Source organism: Consotaella aegiceratis (genome assembly GCF_036541425.1).
GTDB lineage: Bacteria > Pseudomonadota > Alphaproteobacteria > Rhizobiales > Rhizobiaceae > Consotaella > Consotaella aegiceratis.
Genome location: NZ_JAZHFT010000002.1, coordinates 121676 through 138857, shown reverse-complemented (window position 1 = coordinate 138857; position 17182 = coordinate 121676). Strand labels below are relative to the sequence as shown.

Annotated in this window: 16 protein-coding genes; 10 read left to right on the top strand and 6 right to left on the bottom strand. The window is 65.8% G+C overall.

Features of this window, described 5'->3' with window-relative positions; all coding sequences use genetic code 11:
* Together SMD10_RS02240 and SMD10_RS02235 are read right to left on the bottom strand one after the other, a co-directional pair.
* Nucleotides 1-1245 (bottom strand): O-antigen ligase family protein, encoded by a 1245-nt coding sequence (locus SMD10_RS02240; protein ID WP_331684013.1) that lies wholly within the window; start codon nucleotides 1243-1245, stop codon nucleotides 1-3.
* Nucleotides 1242-2009, bottom strand: coding sequence for a glycosyltransferase family 25 protein (locus SMD10_RS02235; RefSeq protein WP_331684012.1), 768 nt, complete (start codon nucleotides 2007-2009; stop codon nucleotides 1242-1244). Before SMD10_RS02235 ends, SMD10_RS02240 begins: the two co-directional genes overlap by 4 nt.
* 110 nt (nucleotides 2010-2119) lie before the next feature.
* Here SMD10_RS02235 and mutY point away from each other — a divergent pair, with 110 nt between their 5' ends.
* Nucleotides 2120-3232 carry an A/G-specific adenine glycosylase gene (mutY, locus tag SMD10_RS02230; RefSeq protein ID WP_331684011.1) on the top strand — a complete coding sequence of 371 codons (1113 nt, stop codon included), beginning with the start codon at nucleotides 2120-2122 and terminating at the stop codon, nucleotides 3230-3232.
* Between the two features lie 39 nt (nucleotides 3233-3271).
* On the top strand, nucleotides 3272-3895 hold the full coding sequence (locus SMD10_RS02225) for an HAD family hydrolase (protein ID WP_331684010.1): 624 nt from the start codon (nucleotides 3272-3274) through the stop codon (nucleotides 3893-3895).
* A 156-nt stretch (nucleotides 3896-4051) separates the two neighbouring features.
* Here SMD10_RS02225 and SMD10_RS02220 read toward each other — a convergent pair whose 3' ends face one another.
* Complete coding sequence (locus tag SMD10_RS02220) at nucleotides 4052-5185, bottom strand: site-specific DNA-methyltransferase (RefSeq protein WP_331684009.1); 1134 nt, start codon at nucleotides 5183-5185, stop codon at nucleotides 4052-4054.
* 192 nt (nucleotides 5186-5377) lie between these two features.
* Between SMD10_RS02220 and SMD10_RS02215 the strand changes: the two genes are divergently transcribed.
* Complete coding sequence (locus SMD10_RS02215) at nucleotides 5378-6064, top strand: HAD family hydrolase (protein ID WP_331684008.1); 687 nt, start codon at nucleotides 5378-5380, stop codon at nucleotides 6062-6064.
* Between the two features lie 61 nt (nucleotides 6065-6125).
* Here SMD10_RS02215 and SMD10_RS02210 read toward each other — a convergent pair whose 3' ends face one another.
* Complete coding sequence (locus SMD10_RS02210) at nucleotides 6126-6473, bottom strand: hypothetical protein (protein ID WP_331684007.1); 348 nt, start codon at nucleotides 6471-6473, stop codon at nucleotides 6126-6128.
* Between the two features lie 300 nt (nucleotides 6474-6773).
* Between SMD10_RS02210 and thrC the strand changes: the two genes are divergently transcribed.
* The 5 genes from thrC to SMD10_RS02185 are packed head-to-tail and all read left to right on the top strand — an operon-like array spanning nucleotide 6774 to nucleotide 13581.
* Nucleotides 6774-8180 carry a threonine synthase gene (gene thrC / locus SMD10_RS02205; RefSeq protein WP_331684006.1) on the top strand — a complete coding sequence of 469 codons (1407 nt, stop codon included), beginning with the start codon at nucleotides 6774-6776 and terminating at the stop codon, nucleotides 8178-8180.
* Complete coding sequence (locus tag SMD10_RS02200; protein WP_331684005.1) at nucleotides 8177-9490, top strand: M16 family metallopeptidase; 1314 nt, start codon at nucleotides 8177-8179, stop codon at nucleotides 9488-9490. The genes thrC and SMD10_RS02200 overlap by 4 nt, the downstream gene beginning before the upstream one ends.
* Before the next feature lie 7 nt (nucleotides 9491-9497).
* Complete coding sequence (locus tag SMD10_RS02195) at nucleotides 9498-10121, top strand: GNAT family N-acetyltransferase (RefSeq protein ID WP_331684004.1); 624 nt, start codon at nucleotides 9498-9500, stop codon at nucleotides 10119-10121.
* A 35-nt stretch (nucleotides 10122-10156) separates the two neighbouring features.
* Nucleotides 10157-13066, top strand: a complete 2910-nt coding sequence (locus SMD10_RS02190; protein ID WP_432757166.1) for an EAL domain-containing protein — start codon at nucleotides 10157-10159, stop codon at nucleotides 13064-13066.
* Nucleotides 13066-13581, top strand: a complete 516-nt coding sequence (locus SMD10_RS02185; protein ID WP_331684002.1) for a 2-thiouracil desulfurase family protein — start codon at nucleotides 13066-13068, stop codon at nucleotides 13579-13581. The genes SMD10_RS02190 and SMD10_RS02185 overlap by 1 nt, the downstream gene beginning before the upstream one ends.
* Nucleotides 13582-13587: 6 nt before the next feature.
* Here SMD10_RS02185 and SMD10_RS02180 read toward each other — a convergent pair whose 3' ends face one another.
* Nucleotides 13588-14190 carry a YqgE/AlgH family protein gene (locus tag SMD10_RS02180; RefSeq protein ID WP_331684001.1) on the bottom strand — a complete coding sequence of 201 codons (603 nt, stop codon included), beginning with the start codon at nucleotides 14188-14190 and terminating at the stop codon, nucleotides 13588-13590.
* A gap of 171 nt (nucleotides 14191-14361) precedes the next feature.
* On the opposite strand from SMD10_RS02180, the gene SMD10_RS02175 reads away from it, so the two are divergent.
* Both SMD10_RS02175 and SMD10_RS02170 read left to right on the top strand, forming a co-directional pair.
* Complete coding sequence (locus SMD10_RS02175) at nucleotides 14362-15210, top strand: protein-disulfide reductase DsbD domain-containing protein (protein ID WP_331684000.1); 849 nt, start codon at nucleotides 14362-14364, stop codon at nucleotides 15208-15210.
* A 35-nt stretch (nucleotides 15211-15245) separates the two neighbouring features.
* Nucleotides 15246-15731 (top strand): peroxiredoxin, encoded by a 486-nt coding sequence (locus SMD10_RS02170; RefSeq protein WP_331683999.1) that lies wholly within the window; start codon nucleotides 15246-15248, stop codon nucleotides 15729-15731.
* Nucleotides 15732-15880: 149 nt separating this feature from the next.
* Here SMD10_RS02170 and SMD10_RS02165 read toward each other — a convergent pair whose 3' ends face one another.
* On the bottom strand, nucleotides 15881-17179 hold the full coding sequence (locus SMD10_RS02165; RefSeq protein ID WP_331683998.1) for a HupE/UreJ family protein: 1299 nt from the start codon (nucleotides 17177-17179) through the stop codon (nucleotides 15881-15883).
* Nucleotides 17180-17182 lie beyond the last annotated feature (3 nt).

The following is a 17182-nucleotide window of genomic DNA, read 5'->3' as shown; positions in this document are numbered from 1 at the left end:
CTAGCCCCCGGGCGTAGCCGAAAGAAGCCGGCTGCGAGCCTCTGTGAGAAGCGTGCGACGTCGCAAGTCCGTCAGGACGACAGTCAGGAAGCCGAAGATGATGCACAGGCTCCATTCGTTCAGGAAGATGCCGTGAAACGAACCGAACAGAAAGACCAGAAACACCATCGCCACCGAGGTCTCCTTCAACTGTCGATCCGCCGGTCCGCGGAACACCTCCCAAAGGAAGGCGCCGAAGATGGCGAGAAGCAGTATGAGGCCGACCACCCCGCTGCTCAAGGCGGTATCCAGGATCAGATTGTGCAGGTGGAGGTATTCCCGGATGAATTCCGAGCCCATCGAGGCCGCCTCGGCCGCTGCCTCGACGCGTTTCGTCGGTCCGACGCCGATCACCGGGTGTTCCGCGATGACGGCGAGACCGCCCTGCCACATGGCGCCGCGGACGCCGATCGAGCTCCGCAATTCGCGGCCCTGCATGAAGGAGTCGAGCTGTGCGTGAGCCTCCATCACGCGGCCTGCTACGAACCCCGGCAGTGGAGACAGGGCGATCGCGGCCAGCGCGACGGTGGCGGCGATCGCCGCCAGGCGGGCACGACCGGCGCGCACCATATGGCGCAGCGCGGCGATGGCGTCGAAGGCCGCGATCAGGATGATGATCGGCCAGACCGCTCGCGTTCCGCTCAGAATGGCCGGGACCGCGGCGATATAGAAGAACGCCGGTCCCGTCGCCAAGCCTGCCGGGAGCCTGCCGGCTGGAAGACGGCTGATCACGCCGATCGCGGCCGCGAGAAAGCCGAAGACCGCTTCGTTGATGCCGAGCCCGACGCGACCGCTTTCGCTCAGCGGCATGGTGAAGGTCAGGATGAAGACGGCGCCGACGCCGACCCGTGCCCCGAGCGCCATGGCCTTGGCGGGATGGGGAACGAGGCAGATGCCCAAGGGCAGGAAGATCGAGACCAGGATAATGGCGTCATAGGCGATCTGGCGATTGTCGGTGAGCGGCTCGCCTCTGACGATGCTGAGGCCGGTCGACCAGACGAAATAGACTACGACGGCGACGGTGAAGGGGGGCGACGCCAGGCGACGGACCCGATGCCAGCCGAAGAAGAGGTAGATGCCGATCCCCGCAAACAGCACCAGCAAGCCTTTGCCCAGCAGCTCGGCCATCGCCAGAAGCGCAAATGTCAGGGCCAAAAGGGACGTGTCGAAGCGTCTGCGCCAGAACAGCCAGCGCCTGAACGTCACGAGCCTCCTCCTGCCATGGCATAGAGCAGGCGATGGGCCAGGTCGCGGGTGCGGAAGGCCAGCGTCGGCAGGCGTTGCCAGGGTTTGAGCTTCATCGAAGAATACTTGATCCCGCCGTCGAGGATCGATGCGCGGGTGCGGGGGTTGGTCTTGATCAGATTCGGCCAGACGGCGCGCACCCGCAGCCCGAACGCCCAGCCGCGTTCGAGAGCCACGTCATAGGGCAGGCGCATGGGCCGGAGACCGTCGATCAGCCGTTCTGCGGCCTTCCGGTTGACCAGATAGCCCGCGCCGCTGCCGGTCGGGCCCCAGGTGCCGATGCCGAGGCGATGGCGGACACCGATCTTGCGGATCGGGCGAATCAGCGGATTGCGATGATGGTAGAGCTTCACGACGTCCCAATCGTCGGTCGAGAGGATCTCGTCGATATGGGGCAACAGTTCCGGGCCGAAATGCGCGTCGTCCTCCAGAATGGCCGCAAACGGCGCGCCATGGTCGAGAAACTGCTCCAGCGCCTTCAGATGGCTGGCATAGCACCCATATTCGCCCGGCATTGGCCGCTTGCCGTGCCACTGCTTGAAGCCGCGTTCGTCGAGAAGCGTCCTGCGCGTCTGTTCCGGCACCATCTTTCCCTCGATTGCCGGAACACGTATCAGCGTGATGCCGCTTCGGCTGGCATCGGCTTCGATCGCGCCCAGTCGATCGGAGGATCGATCGAGATTGATCACGTAAAACACGATCGGCGCGCTTTTCGAACTCGACACGACGCAAGGGGCCCTTCGGTCAGTAAATGGGAGCCGGGCGGATGTCCGCCAAAAGATACAAACCCATAACGAATGCAACACTTTTGTCGGCCACGGATCGCCGATTGGCCGTGGACGCGACGACTTCGTTGTTGGCGTGGTATGACCGCCACGCCCGCCAGCTTCCGTGGCGCAGCGGACCGCGCGAGCGTGCGGCGGGCCATCGGCCCGATCCCTATCGCGTCTGGCTGTCGGAGATCATGCTGCAGCAGACCACTGTGGCGGCCGTCAAACCCTATTTCGAGGCCTTCGTCGGCCGATGGCCGCGGGTGCAGGACCTTGCCGCCGCCGACACGGCGGAGGTGATGAGCGCCTGGGCCGGCCTGGGCTATTACGCGCGGGCCCGCAATCTCGTCGCCTGCGCCCGGAGGGTGGCGCAAGACCATGGCGGGCGATTTCCCGGCACTGCCGCCGAATTGCGCGCCTTGCCCGGTATCGGCGAGTACACCTCGGCGGCGATCGCTGCGATCGCCTTCGACGAATCGGTGGCGGTCGTCGACGGCAATGTCGAGCGGGTGATCTCGCGACTCTACGCGATCGAGACGCCGCTGCCCGCCGCCAAACCGGAAATCCGGCGCCGTGCGGCCGATCTGACGCTAGCCGAGCGGCCCGGCGATTTCGCGCAAGCGATGATGGATCTGGGCGCGACGATCTGCACGCCCAAGCGGCCGGCCTGCATCCTTTGCCCGGTCGCCGAGGGGTGCCTGGCGCGCGATCGCGGGACGCAGGCGCTTTTTCCCGTCAAGCGGCCCAAGGCGGCGAAGCCGAGCCGGCGTGGTGCCGCTTTCGTCGCTATTCGTCGGGCGGATGGAGCGATCTGGCTGCGCCGTCGACCCGACAGCGGCATGCTCGGCGGTATGGCCGAGCCGCCCACCACGGCCTGGAGTGCGCGCCAGGACGGTGCCGAGGACGCCACTTCGGCGCCCTTTCCGGCGACCTGGCGCGCGATCGGCTCCGCCTCGCATGGCTTCACCCACTTCGATCTGGATCTCACCGTCTGGCGGGCCGAGATCACCTTCGATCCGGCCGTCGAGGGATGGTGGGCGCCACCCGAGACGCTGGCCGGCGAGGCGCTTCCGACGCTGATGAAGAAGGTGGTGACCGTCGCCGTGCCCGATGCCTTTGTCCGGCCACGGTCTGCCGTCAGGTCGCGGACGGCGCGACGCCCGTCGGCTGGATCGTGATCCGACGAGCAACGGTCAAGTTCAGTACAAAGGGGGACGATGATGGCGATCAAGCATGTGGTTTTCGATATCGGGGGCGTCCTGATCCATTGGGATCCGGAAATTCCGTTTCGGCGGCTGATCGAGGACGAGGCGGAGCGACGGCGCTTTCTGGCGGAGATCTGCTCGCCGGCTTGGAACCACGAGCAGGATCGCGGCCGATCCTGGCAGGACGCGGAGGCAGAACTGATCGCGGTGCATCCGGAGCGGGCGGATCTCATCCGGGCCTTCCGAAAGCACTGGATGGAGATGATCCCCTACGCCTACGACGACAGCGTGGCGATCCTGCGCGAGGTGATCGCCATGGGCATGGACGTGACGCTGCTCACCAACTGGGCCGCCGATACCTTCGCCGAGGCCGAGAAGCTGTTCGACTTCCTGGCCGAGCCGCGCGGCGTCAGCGTGTCCGGCCGGCTGAAGATGGCCAAGCCCGAGCCGGAGATCTTCCACCATCACGCCAAGGCCTTCGGCCTCGACCCCCAGGCGACGCTGTTCATCGACGATTCGCCGAAGAACGTGGAGGCGGCGATCCGCGCGGGCTGGCAGGCGATCCGCCACGAAGGCCCGGAGCAGCTGCGGAAAGAGCTGCGTGCCGCTGGCGTCATGGTGGCGCCCGCCGGCTGAGCGAAGGCCGACGCCAAGGCGGGCGCCGGCCCGCGCCCGATCGAAAGACCGGCTTCAGAGCGATATGCGTTCAGATTGAATCGCCATGTCGCTCTAGCCTGTTGTTTTCCCGCATGATGTGGGTCAGAAAAGTCTGCAACTTTTCGGCATCATGCTTTAAGCGTGAACCGACGTCATCCGGGCGCGGATTTCCTGGCGCAGTTCGTCGATGCACTTAAGGCTGCCGTTCGAGCGGACATGCCAGAAGGTCCAGCCGTTGCAGGCCGCCAGCCCCTGCACCTTGGCACCCAACCGATGGATCGAAGCGGACTCGCCGCCGATCGCCACGGTGCCGTCCGCCCGCACCCGGGCGTGCCAGCGGCCCTTCGCGTCGGTGAGTTCGGCGCCGGGCTGAATGAGGCCCGCCTCAATCAGGCTGGCGAACGGCACGCGCGGCTCGGCGCGCTTGCCCGTCGTCACCTGGATCGACAGGGAATCGAGCGGCTCGACCGCGGCGATGCGCTGTTCCGCGGCATCGATATAAGCCTGTTCGCGCTCGATCCCGACGAAGTGGCGGCCCAGTCTCTTGGCCACGGCGCCTGTCGTGCCGCTGCCGAAGAACGGGTCGAGCACCACGTCTCCCGGCCTGGTCGAGGACAGGATGACGCGGCTGAGCAGGGCTTCGGGCTTCTGGGTCGGGTGCGCCTTGCGGCCCGCGTCGTCTTTCAGCCGCTCGGCGCCGCTGCAGATCGGAAACAGCCAGTCCGATCGCATCTGAATGTCGTCGTTGGCGGCCTTCATGGCGTCGTAGTTGAAGGTATAGCTCTTGGCGTCCTGGCTGCGTGCCGCCCAGATCAGGGTTTCGTGGGCGTTCTGGAAACGGCGCCCGCGGAAATTCGGCATCGGGTTGGTCTTGCGCCAGACGATGTCGTTGAGGAGCCAGTAGCCGAGATCCTGCATCGCGACGCCGACCCGGAAGATGTTGTGGTAGGAGCCGATCACCCAGATCGAGCCGGTCGGCTTCAGGACGCGGCGCACGGCGAGAAGCCAGGCCCGCGTGAAGGCGTCGTAAGCGGCGAAGCTTTCGAACTGATCCCAGGCGTCGTCCACCGCATCGACGAGGCTCTGGTCGGGGCGGTGAAGGTCGCCGGCGAGTTGCAGATTGTAGGGCGGGTCTGCGAAGACCGCGTCGATCGACTTTTCCGGCAGGCTTTCGAGCTGCGCGATGCAATCGCCTTTGAGGATTTGGTCGAGCCAGACGCTTCGATGCTCACCCCGCGTCTCGATTGCGACGCTTTGTGCCTTTGCCATGTCCGTCCCCGGTACGCATTACGTGAAACCGCGATCATGGTTACCGAACGGAGTAAACAATCGATGAAGCTTGCTTTGTGCGGAAGCGCGTACCGTGCTAACCGGCCATCCGCTTGCCGTTAGGCATTCTTCCTCCCATGTTGCGGCCGAGACGAAGCCGCATCCGACGTCCAGACGATACCGGAGCTCATCATGACCGCCATCGCCCTCGCCATTTTCGACTGCGACGGGACCCTGGTGGATTCGGAGGTGATCTCGGCCCGGGTCGAGGCCGATATGCTGAAGGACCTCGGCTATGAGATCGCGCCGGAAGAGATCCAGACGCGCTTTGCCGGCTTGCCTCTGACGCGCATGATGGAACTTCTCGCCGAGGAGGTGGGGCTCGCCTTTCCGAAGGATTTCGTCGAGCGCGTCGAGGCGGAGACGGATCGGCGGCTGGGTGAGGAGGTCAATGATATCGCCGGCGCCCACGAGATTCTCGACATCCTCGAGCTGCCGCGCTGCATCTGCTCGAATTCCAGTTCGGTCCGGCTCGAGGCGGAGCTCGACCATGTCGGGTTGTGGGATCGCTTCCGGCCGTATGTGTTCTCGGCGGTGGAAGTCGGCAGCAAGCGCGGCAAGCCGGCGCCTGACATCTTCCACTACGCCTGCAAGGCCTTCGACGTGGAGCCGCGTCAGGCGATCGTGCTCGAGGACTCGGTCCATGGCGTCGCCGGTGCGGTGGCAGCCGGCTGCCGGGTGGTCGGCTTTACCGGTGCCGGTCACTCCTATCCCGGCCATGCCGACGCCCTGACCGAGGCCGGAGCCGAGACGGTGATCGGCCGGCTCGCCGATTTCCCCGCCGTCATCCAGGCCCTGTCCGAATGGAGCGAGCTTTGAGGCTCGCGTGACCGCCGCGTTCTCGACCCTCGAAAGGGCCGAGAACGGACCAGGCCGCGCTTCAGCGCTGCGGCGCGCCTTCGTCGAAGCCGATATAGATCAGATAGTCGTGAGCCGTCGGCTGCGGTACGACGACGTTCTGGTCGACAAAGACGAATTGCGACGCCCCTTGGCTCGGCACCAGGTCGACGGCTTTTGCGCCAAGATTCGAATACAGCACGTCCGAGCCGCGAACGACCGCGACGCGGATCGGCAACTGCACCGCCCCCGCCGTGGCAGCCGGGCCGGGCATGACGCGTCCCGCCGCGCCGACGCGGATCGACAGCTGCCCGTTGACGATGTGGCATTCGCGGCTGGTTTCGGTGATCGAAGCGGCATATTGCAGTTGATCGCCCGATTGCTTGTTCAAGACCGCGGTCCCGTCCCTCAGCGAGATTTGTGGACAATAGTCCGGGACGGTGCCTTCCTCTCGGGCTGCCGTTCTCGGGGCCGCGATGTCGCTGGGCGGTGTCGTGGACTGGCAAGCCGCGAGCAATCCAAGAGCGGCCAAGGCACCGAGCCGCGACGCGATAGACATATCCATGCTACGGTTCTTCCCTTCCTGTGGCGGGCCGTTCTATACCAGCGCGGGAAGGATTTTGCGACCGGCGCCGTGAAATCGACATGAGCGGCTGAAACAGCCGTTGACGGGAGAACGAATGGTGACGACTTGGACTATGTGAGTACGCGCGGCGAGGCGCCCACGCTGACATTCGCGGACGTTCTGATGGCCGGACTCGCAAATGACGGCGGCCTCTACGTCCCCAAGGTCTGGCCGACGATCACCGACCAGGACATCCGGTCGTTCCGGGGGCGGCCCTATGCCGAGGTGGCGCTGACCGTGCTGCGCCCCTTCGTCGGCGAGGATATCGCCGAGGCCGACCTCAAGACGATGGTGGACGAGGCCTATGCCACCTTCCGCCATCCCGCGGTGGTGCCGCTGGTGCAGATCGGCCCGGCCGATTTCGTCCTCGAGCTGTTTCACGGTCCGACGCTCGCCTTCAAGGACGTCGCCATGCAGCTCCTGGCACGGCTGATGGACCATGTTCTCAAGGAGCGCGGCGAGCGGGCGACGATCATTGGTGCCACTTCCGGTGATACGGGCGGTGCGGCGATCGAGGCGTTCGCCGGCAGCGAGCGCGCCGACATCTTCATCCTGTTTCCGGAAGGCCGCGTCTCGCCCGTCCAGCAGCGGCAGATGACGGCTTCGGACGCCGCCAACGTCCATGCGCTGGCGATCGAGGGGACATTCGACGACTGCCAGGCGCTGGTCAAGGCGATGTTCAACGACGCCCGCTTCCGCCGCCAGGTCTCGCTGTCGGGCGTCAATTCGATCAACTGGGCGCGCATCATGGCCCAGATCGTCTACTATTTCACGGCGGCGGCCAGCCTTGGCGCGCCCGATCGGCCCATCTCGTTTACGGTGCCGACCGGCAATTTCGGCGACATCTTCGCCGGTTTTGCCGCCAAGCGCATGGGACTGCCGATCGATCGGCTGGTCATCGCCACCAACCAGAACGACATCCTGACCCGCACGCTCGCCTCCGGGCGGTACGAGACGGCGGGCGTCCACGCGACCTCGTCGCCCTCCATGGACATCCAGGTGTCGTCCAACTTCGAGCGGTTGCTGTTCGAGGCTTCAGGGCGCGATGCGCCGGGCGTACGCCGCCTGATGCAACAGCTGAGCCAGTCTGGCGGTTTCACGCTGCCCGAACCCTGGCTCGCCGCGATCCGCGCCGAGTTCGACGCGGGCTCGGCGGACGAGCACGATACGGCGACGACCATCGCCGAGGTGCTGACCTCGACCGCCTATCTCCTCGATCCTCACACCGCGGTCGGCGTGAAGGTCGCCCGCGAGCGGCGGGACGAGGAGATGATGGTGACGCTGGGTACGGCCCATCCCGCCAAGTTTCCCGCGGCCGTGGAAGCGGCCTGCGGGGTTGCGCCGGCGCTGCCGCCGAGTCATTCCGATCTGATGGCGAAGAAGGAACGGTTCGAGCGTCTGGCCAACGATCTTGGCCATGTCGAGGATTATGTGGCGCGGTTCAGCCGCGCCGTCGGTGCGGGGGCAGCATGACGGTCGAAACCAGCACCCTCGCCAACGGTCTGACGATCGCGACCGAAACCATGGCGCATCTGGAAAGCGCCGCCCTCGGCATCTGGGTCAAGGCGGGTGCCCGCGACGAGAGCCCCGCCGACCACGGCATCGCCCATCTCCTGGAGCACATGGCCTTCAAGGGCACCAGCCGGCGAAGCGCCCGCGAGATCGCCGAGGAGATCGAGAACGTCGGCGGCGATCTCAACGCCGCCACCAGCGTCGAGACGACGGCCTACTATGCGCGGGTGCTGAAGGACGACGTGCCGCTCGCCCTCGACATTTTGACCGACATCCTGGTCGACTCCAAGTTCGATGCCGAAGAGCTCGAACGCGAGAAGCATGTCATCATCCAGGAGATCGGTGCGGCCGAGGATACGCCCGACGACGTGGTGTTCGACCGGTTCCAGGAGATCGCCTATCGCGACCAGATCATCGGCCGGCCGATCCTGGGCACGCGGGAGACCGTGACCTCGTTTACGCCGGAGGCGCTGCGCGACTATCTCGCCCATCACTACGCGCCCGACCGCATGGTGGTCGTGGCAACCGGCGCCGTCTCCCACGACGACATCGTCAAGCGGATTTCCGATACGCTCGGCGGCTGGTCGACGCTGCCGGCCACCACAAAGGACGTCACGCCTCGCCAGCCCGCCACCTACACCGGCGGCGACTTCCGGGAGCGGCGCGACCTGATGGATGCCCAGGTGGTGCTCGGCTTCGAGGGGCGCCCCTATTACAAGCGGGACTTTTATGCCGCGCAGGTGCTGTCACTGATTCTCGGCGGCGGCATGTCGTCCCGTCTGTTCCAGGAAATCCGCGAGGCGCGGGGCCTGTGCTACGCGATCTACAGCTTCCACTGGAGCTTTTCGGATTCCGGCATTTTCGGCGTCCATGCCGCAACTGGCGAGGAGCAGCTCGCCGAACTCGCCCCGATCATTGCCGACGAGCTGATGCGGGCGGTCGAGGGCATCTCCGAAAAGGAGGTGGCGCGCGCCCGCGCCCAGATGCGCTCCAGCCTGCTGATGTCGCAGGAAAGTCCATCGTCGCGTGCCGGGCAGATCGCCCGCCAGATCCTGTTCAGCGGCCAGACGATCTCCAATACCGCGCTGATCGACAGGCTTTCCGCGATCGATGCCGGGCGCCTGACCGATCTTGCCGAGCGGACTTTCGTGGCCACCGCTCCGACGATCGCCGCGATCGGCCCCGTTGGGGGGCTCTCCACCCTGGAGGACCTGTCGGCGCGGCTCGGCTCGTCGCCGCACACCCAGTCTGCGAAGACGGCCCTCTCCTGAGACCACGATGAGCGTCTTCGACACCCTGTTCCATCCCGTGTTTCCGAAGGTCGAGGGCCAGGGTGTCGTTCTGCGCATGCCGCAAGGGGGCGACTACCTCGCCTGGCGCGATCTCAGACACCGCAGCCGCGCGTTTCTCACGCCCTGGGAGCCGCTTTGGAGCAGTGACGAGTTGAGCCGCCGATCCTATCATCTGAGGCTGCAGCGCTACCGCCAGGACGCGCGGGACCGCACCAGCTATACCTTCTTCCTGTTCGATCCGTCGGAAGCGACGCTCTACGGCGGGGCGACCGTCGGCCAGATCCGCCGAGGGGTCGCCCAGTCCTGCACCCTCGGCTACTGGATGGGCGAGCCCTATGCGGGCGCGGGGCTGATGTCGCGAGGGGTCGAGGCGCTCAAGCATTTCGTGTTCGAGCTCGAGGGGTTGCACCGGATCGAAGCGGCCTGCCTGCCGTCCAACCAACGCTCGATCCGGCTGCTGGAACGCGCCGGGTTCACGCGCGAGGGCCATCTGCGGCGCTATCTGAAGATCGCCGGACGTTGGGAAGATCACTATCTCTATGCTCTTCTCTCCGAAGAGTGGAGGGCGTCGGACAGCGTTCTGCCCGGCCTGACATCGGCGGTTCTGTAATGAGAGCGTTGTGCTTCGACGCATCGGCGAATGCGATGCTCGCCGGTCGGCGATCGGCCGTTTCATGCGCCTTTTTCGCGTTCGTGCAGATCTGCCTCGCCTTTGTCGTGCTGGCGGGCACCACGTTGACGGCCCAGGCGCTGGAACCCGTCAGCATCTCGCGCGACGTCTCGGTCATCGATCTCGCACCCGCAGTGGAGGTCTATCGCGGGCGTGGCCCGAACCTCCAGGTCTCCACGGTGCCCGGCGCGGACGGCATCGTGCGGCGCATCGAGGTCGAGGCGCAGGCCCCCAACGCTTCGGGAGACTGGGCGGTCGTCGCGCTTGCCAATGATACCGACCAGCAGCTCGATCGCCTGATCGTCGCGCCCAACTTCAAGCTGCCGGGCTCGGGCATCATCTGGCCCGACCTCGGCTCGCAGCGGATCGCCTCCATCACACCCTCGGAAGGCTTTGCGCTCGACCGGCAGCCGAGCTCGGAGGCCGACGTCTTCCTGGTGACGCTCAATCCCGGCTCGGTGGTCACCTTCGTGATCGAGATGACGTCGAAGAGCCTGCCGGAGATCCGGCTCTGGGAGCCGGAAGCCTATAAGGACGCGATCAACGCCTATACGCTCTATCGCGGCATCGTGCTCGGCATCGCCGGCCTGCTGGCGGTGTTTCTGACCATCCTCTTCGTGGTCAAGGGTTCGGCGATGTTCCCGGCGACGGCGGCGCTCGCCTGGGCGGTGCTCGCCTATATCTGCATCGACTTCGACTTCTGGCAGAAGCTGGTGCCCATCATGCCGGGGCAGGAGGGCATGTGGCGCGCCGCCACCGAGGTGGCGCTGGCGCTTACCCTCGTCCTGTTCCTCTACGCCTATCTCAACCTCAATCGTTGGCACGGCGTCTTCACCATCTTCACGGCGCTCTGGATGCTGGCGCTGGTCGGGCTCGGCGTCTTCGCCGCCTTCGATCCGCCGATCGCCGCCGGTCTCGCCCGTCTGTCGCTGGCGGCCATCGGCGGCTTGGGGCTGCTGCTGATCCTCTATCTCTCGTGGCTCGGCTTCGACCGGGCGATCATGCTGATTCCGACCTGGGCGCTGATCATTCTGTGGTTGGTGGGCGGCTGGCTCACCGTGACCGGCCGGCTCACCAATGACGTGATTCAGCCGGCGCTCGGCGGCGGGCTGGTGCTGATCGTGCTGCTGATCGGCTTCACGGTCATGCAGCACGCTTTTGCCGGCGGCTCCTTTAACCTGGGCCCACTCTCTGACCTGGAACGTCGCTCGCTGGCTCTCGCCGGCACCGGTGACGCCGTCTGGGACTGGGACGTCGATCGCGACCGGATCTTCGCCGGTGTCGACGACGATCTGCCATCGCCGCTGCCGATCGCCACGATGAACGGGCCGGCGCGCGACTGGCTGCCGATTCTCCATCCCGACGACCGCGACCGCTTCAGGCTGACGCTCGACACGGTCGTAGAACAGCGATGCGGGCGCATCGCCCAGGATTTCCGCGTCCGTGCCCACGACGGCGCCTATCATTGGCTGCATCTGCGAGCGCGCCCGGTGCTCGGGACGGACGGCGAGGTGGTGCGCTGCGTCGGCACGCTCACCGACGTGACGGAGCGCAAGAAGGGCGAGGAGCGCATGCTCCACGATGCCCTGCACGACCAGTTGACCGGCCTGCCCAATCGCGAGCTGTTCATCGACCGGCTGGAGGCCATCGGCACGCTGGCGGCCGTACGCGCGGACGTGCGGCCCACCGTCTTCATGATCGACATCGACCGCTTCAAGCAGGTCAACGACGATTTCGGCATCGCCACGGGCGACACGATCCTTCTGACCGTCGGTCGGCGGTTGAAGCGGATCCTGAGGCCGCAGGACTCGCTGGCCCGGCTGGCCGGAGACCAGTTCGGCGTGATCCTGATGTCGGAAACCGACCTCGACGCCATCGCGGGCTTTGCCGAAACCTTGCGGGAGGCGGTCAAGGCGCCGATTTCCTTCGGCGGGCGCGAGATCGTGCTCACCTGCTCGGTCGGCTTGACGGGATGGACCGAGGCGACGCGGCCGGAGGATGCGCTCAAGGAAGCCGAACTGGCCATGTACCAGGCCAAGCGCTACGGCGGCGACCGGATCGAGCCCTATCGGCCGTCGCTGCGCACGTCGGGGGCCGGTCGCCTACAGCTCGAATCCGATCTGCGCCGCGCGTTCGGTCGTGGCGAACTGGCGCTTGCCTTCCAGCCGATCGTGCGTCTGGAAGATGGTCGGATCGCCGGCTTCGAGGCGCTCCTGCGCTGGGAGCATCCGAAGCGCGGCGCGATTTCGCCGGCGGAGTTCATCCCGATCGCCGAAAGCAGCGGGCAGATCGTGCAACTCGGTCAGTTCGCGCTGGACGAGGCGGCAAGGCGGCTGTCGGAATGGCAGAAGATGATCGATGCCGAGCTGTTCGTCTCGGTCAACATCTCCAGCCGGCAACTGATCCGGCAGGACCTCCTGCGCGACGTCGCCGCGGTGCTGAAGCGCTATCAGCTGCCGCCGGGAACGTTGAAGCTGGAACTCACCGAATCGCTCGTGATGGACAATCCGGAACGCTCTGCCCAGGTCCTGGCCCGGTTGAAGGAGATGGGGCTCGGTCTGTCGCTCGACGATTTCGGCACGGGATATTCCTCCCTGTCCTATCTGATGCAGTTCCCCTTCGACACGCTGAAGGTCGACCAGTCGTTCCTGAAGAGCGATGGCCGCCCCAAGCGGCCGATCATCCTCAGCTCGATCATTCGCATGGCCCACGAACTCGATCTCACCGTGGTTGCCGAGGGGGTGGAGACGGAGGAGGACGCCGGCCGGCTGCGCCAGCTCGATTGCAAATATGCGCAGAGCTTCCTTTATTCGGCGCCGCTGACGGCCGACGAAGCGCGCCGCGAACTGGTCGAGCAGCGAGAGGCGCTGCGGCGGTCGGCCTGATGGCCGTCTCCGAGGAACGGCGACCGTCCATCCTGGTCAGCGCCTGCCTGGTCGGCCAGCCGGTGCGCTATGACGGCGGCGTCCGTACCCCCTCCAACCCGACGAAACTGGCGGCCTGGCGTGACGAGGGTCGGTTGGTGTCGATCTGTCCGGAGATGGCGGCAGGCTTCGGCGTCCCGCGTCTGCCTGCGGAAATCCGCGGCGGGACCGGCGACGACGTTCTCGACGGGCGAGCGCGCGTGGTCGACCGCAGCGGGCGCGACGTGACGGCTGCCTTCATCGAGGCGGCGCATCGAGCGCTCGACCTGGCCCGGCGCCACGATTGCCGCGCGGCGGTCCTCACCGACCGCAGTCCGTCCTGCGGCAGCCGCGAGATCTATGACGGGACGTTCTCCGGGGACCGGACGGCCGGTGCCGGCGTCGTCGCCGCGCTTCTGCGACGCCACGGCGTGGCCGTCTACGGCGACGACCAAGTGGATGTGTTGGCGAAGGACCTCGGGGAGGCGGCGGACTGACTGTCTTCAGGCGTGGCCCGCGTCGGAGGCGAGAAAGGTGAGATCGATGCCCAGAAGTCCGAGCGCGCGGTCGTATTTGCTGTCGAGATCGGTGTCGAACATGATCGCGCTGTCGGCCTTGCAGGTCAGCCAGCCATTGGCCGCGATCTCGGCTTCGAGCTGGCCTGCGTCCCAGCCGGCATAGCCGAGCGCCATGACCGCCTCGTGGGGGCCGATGCCCTCCGAGATGGCCTTCAGGATGTCGAGCGTCGGCGTGAGCCGAATCTGGTCGGCGATCGGCACCGTCGATTCCGATTCATAATCGCTCGAATGAAGAACGAAGCCGCGGCCCTGCTCGACCGGGCCGCCCATGCATACGGAAACCTCGCGTCCCTGGCGCGGCAGCCGGATATCCGCCTCGTCCTCGACGATGCCGAGCTGCTTCAACAGCGAGGCGAAGGACATCGGCTGGGCCTTGTTGATGACGAATCCCATGGCGCCGCTCGGCGAGTGCGCACAGATGTAGATGACGCTTTTGACGAAGCGCTCATCCTGCATCCCTGGCATCGCGATGAGGAAATGATCCTCCAGCGAAGACGATGACGGATCCGGTTTGATGCTCATGGCCATGAGTTTAAGATAGGAGAGTTTCCCCGCCGTTGCACCTGCTTCTTGCAATTGTCGTATCGTGGATGCGCGCCGACGCTTTTTTGCGATCGGAGATTTCCCGGGATTTTGAATGGATCGGTCCAGCGCCTTGCGGGTAGGGAAGGGGCTGAAAGCGATCACCGGAGGTGTTCCATGTTCCGTCGTTTTGCGCTGGTCCGGCCGATGGCCCTGCTCGCGGCCCTGTTGCCGCTCGGCATCAAAGACGCGCCGGCGCAGTCGACGACGCCCGGCGCCGTGTTCAAGGCCGACACCGTGACGCTGTCGCTGGTCGCCGAGCCGCCCGCCGCGGACGGACGCTTTCGCGCCGCGCTTACCATCGATCTCGAGCCCGGCTGGAAGACCTATTGGATCGATCCCGGCGAAGCGGGCATCCCGCCGATGATCGACACCTCGCAGAGCCGCAACGCCGAACTGGAGGAGGTCGGCTATCCCGCCCCCGGACGCTACGAGGAGGCGGGCTTCGAGACCAATGGCTATTCGGCGCCGCTGGCGGTGGCGCTGACCTTGCGCAAGCCGAAACCCGCGGATTCGGCGAGCCTCGCCGTCTCCGTCTTCCTCGGCGTCTGCCACGACGTCTGCATCCCGGTCCAGGCGGAGCTTTCGCTCGATCCGGATACCGCGCCGAACGAGACGGGGGCCGTCGAAGCGGCCTTTGCCGCGTTGCCTCGGCGGGACGAGGCGGCGAGCGACATCAGCGGTGCTTCGCTTGATCCGGATATGACAACCCTCTCGGTGGAGACGACGCTCGCTCCGACGCAAGCACACGACGCCGATCTGTTCGTCGCCGGGCCGAAGGGCTGGACGTTCGGTTCTCCCGCCGAAATTCGCAGCCTTGGCGGCCGGACGGTTTTCGAGGTGCCCGTTCTGGAAAAGCCGCGCAAGGAGCCTAGCTCAGCGCTGGCCGTCGATGCGGTGATGACACTGGGCGAAACGGCCGTCGAGGCACGCGAGCTCGCAGTCGCGATCAAACCGCGGACATGACGAAACGGCGGCTTCGAGCGCCAAGGGGAACCAACATGACGATCAGCATCGGCGACAGCATTCCGAATGCCACGTTGAAGACCCATAGCGAGCAGGGGCCGACGGACCTGTCGACGGGCGATCTGTTCGAGGGCAAGCGCGTCGTGCTGTTCGGCGTGCCGGGCGCCTTTACGCCGGCCTGCACGATGAATCATCTGCCGGGCTATCTCGACTACAACGACGAAATCCGCTCCAAGGGCGTCGACACCATTGCGGTGGTCGCCGTCAACGACGTCTTCGTCATGCACGCCTGGGAGAAGTCGACCGGCGGCGCGGGCAAGATCCTCTACCTCTCGGACGGCAACGGCGAGTTCACCCGGGCGCTGGGGCTCGAAATCGACCTCTCGGCCGGCGGCCTGGGCGCGCGCTCAAAGCGCTACTCCATGCTGGTCGAAGACGGCGTGGTGCGCGCGCTGGAAGTCGAGGATTCGCCGGGCCAGACCGAGCGCTCGTCCGCCGCGCACATGCTGGAGCTGCTGTAGGGGGGCGTCGTCCTGCTTCGCTTGGCTTTTATCCGCACATGAAAGCGGACAGACCCCTCTCAATCGACCTGGAACGAACGCTGGGGATCCCTCCGGAACCCACAGCTCATACACACATCAACCGTCGTCCGAGGCGGGAGCGGACGCAATCAGCCAGCTATTCCCGATCTGGCTTTGCGGCCAGGACCGGCAAATAGGGAAAAGAGAGCGACCATCACGAGAGCGACCCAGATGTAGACGCCAACGGCGCCGATCCCGTCGCCGATTTCGGCGAGCGGATTGTTCTGTCCCATCCGGGCAGCCGTCCAGCCGATGGCGGCAAGCCCGGTCACGGTCGCTCCGCCCAGGCGCAGGGCGCGGTAGCCCGGAACTCGCGCCAGAACCAGGAGAAACGGCATCGTCGCCACGACGATAGCCAGCTGGACGATCTCGACTCCGAGATTGAAGCCGAGGAGGCTGAGCGCCAGTTGTAACGAGCTCAGATCGAGACGAGCCAGCGTGAAGGAGAAGGCCAGGCCGTGAACGACACCGAACAGGCCTGCCACCCAGGCCTCTTTTCCGGGAAACAGCGGGCGGATCGCATGCAGGCTGCCCATCAACACCGTCAATGCGATCAGCACCTCGATCGGAGCCTGGGGAATGTCCAGATGCAAAAGAACGGCCACGGCCAGGGACAACGAGTGCCCGATCGTGAAGGCCGTGACCACCTTCGCGATCGTCCATAGGGCGCACCGGCCTGGCGCTTGGTCGCGCCAGCGTCCGGCCACCGCGATCAGCGGCGCAGGCAGCAGGAGCACGAGCAGGAACAGCAAATGATCGGTCCCCTCGGCGATGTGCGACATGCCGAGGCGCAGCATTGAGGTGAAATTGTTGGCGGATGTCTCGGGCGTGACGATCAGCGGCGCGACACTGCCGTCCTTCGGAGCTGCGGAAATGATGCCGATCTGACGGCCGAGTCCATCGCCTTCCTCCTGGGTGAGCGAAACCAGGATCCGATGGGTGACGACCTTGTGCAGCACCGCGTCATAGGACAGGCGAAACGGACCGATCTCGCCGTCGGGAGATCGGAAGGCAAGACGGGCGGCGATCTCCGCATAGGCTCCCTCCGCTGTCTCGCCCCGATCAAGCCGGATGTTTTGGGCTTCCACGGCCCAGGACGCATCGCCATCGGTGCCGTCGAGCGATGTCACCACGATGTGGCGGACGAGATAGTTGGCGATTTGGCCGGACCGGGCGTCGATTCCGGCTTCGGTGACGGGGTCTGCCAGATCGAAGGCGAGTCGGAACTCGGACAGGGGGATGGTGAGATTCGCCTCGACGCGATCTTTCTCGACCCGAAGAGCAAGGGTGCTCTCCGGGATAGGATGGGCCTGGGCGGTTACGCAGACCAGACAGGCCAGCGCGATGCCCAGGACTTGGAGAACGCGCACGAGGATACCGGTGATCATGGA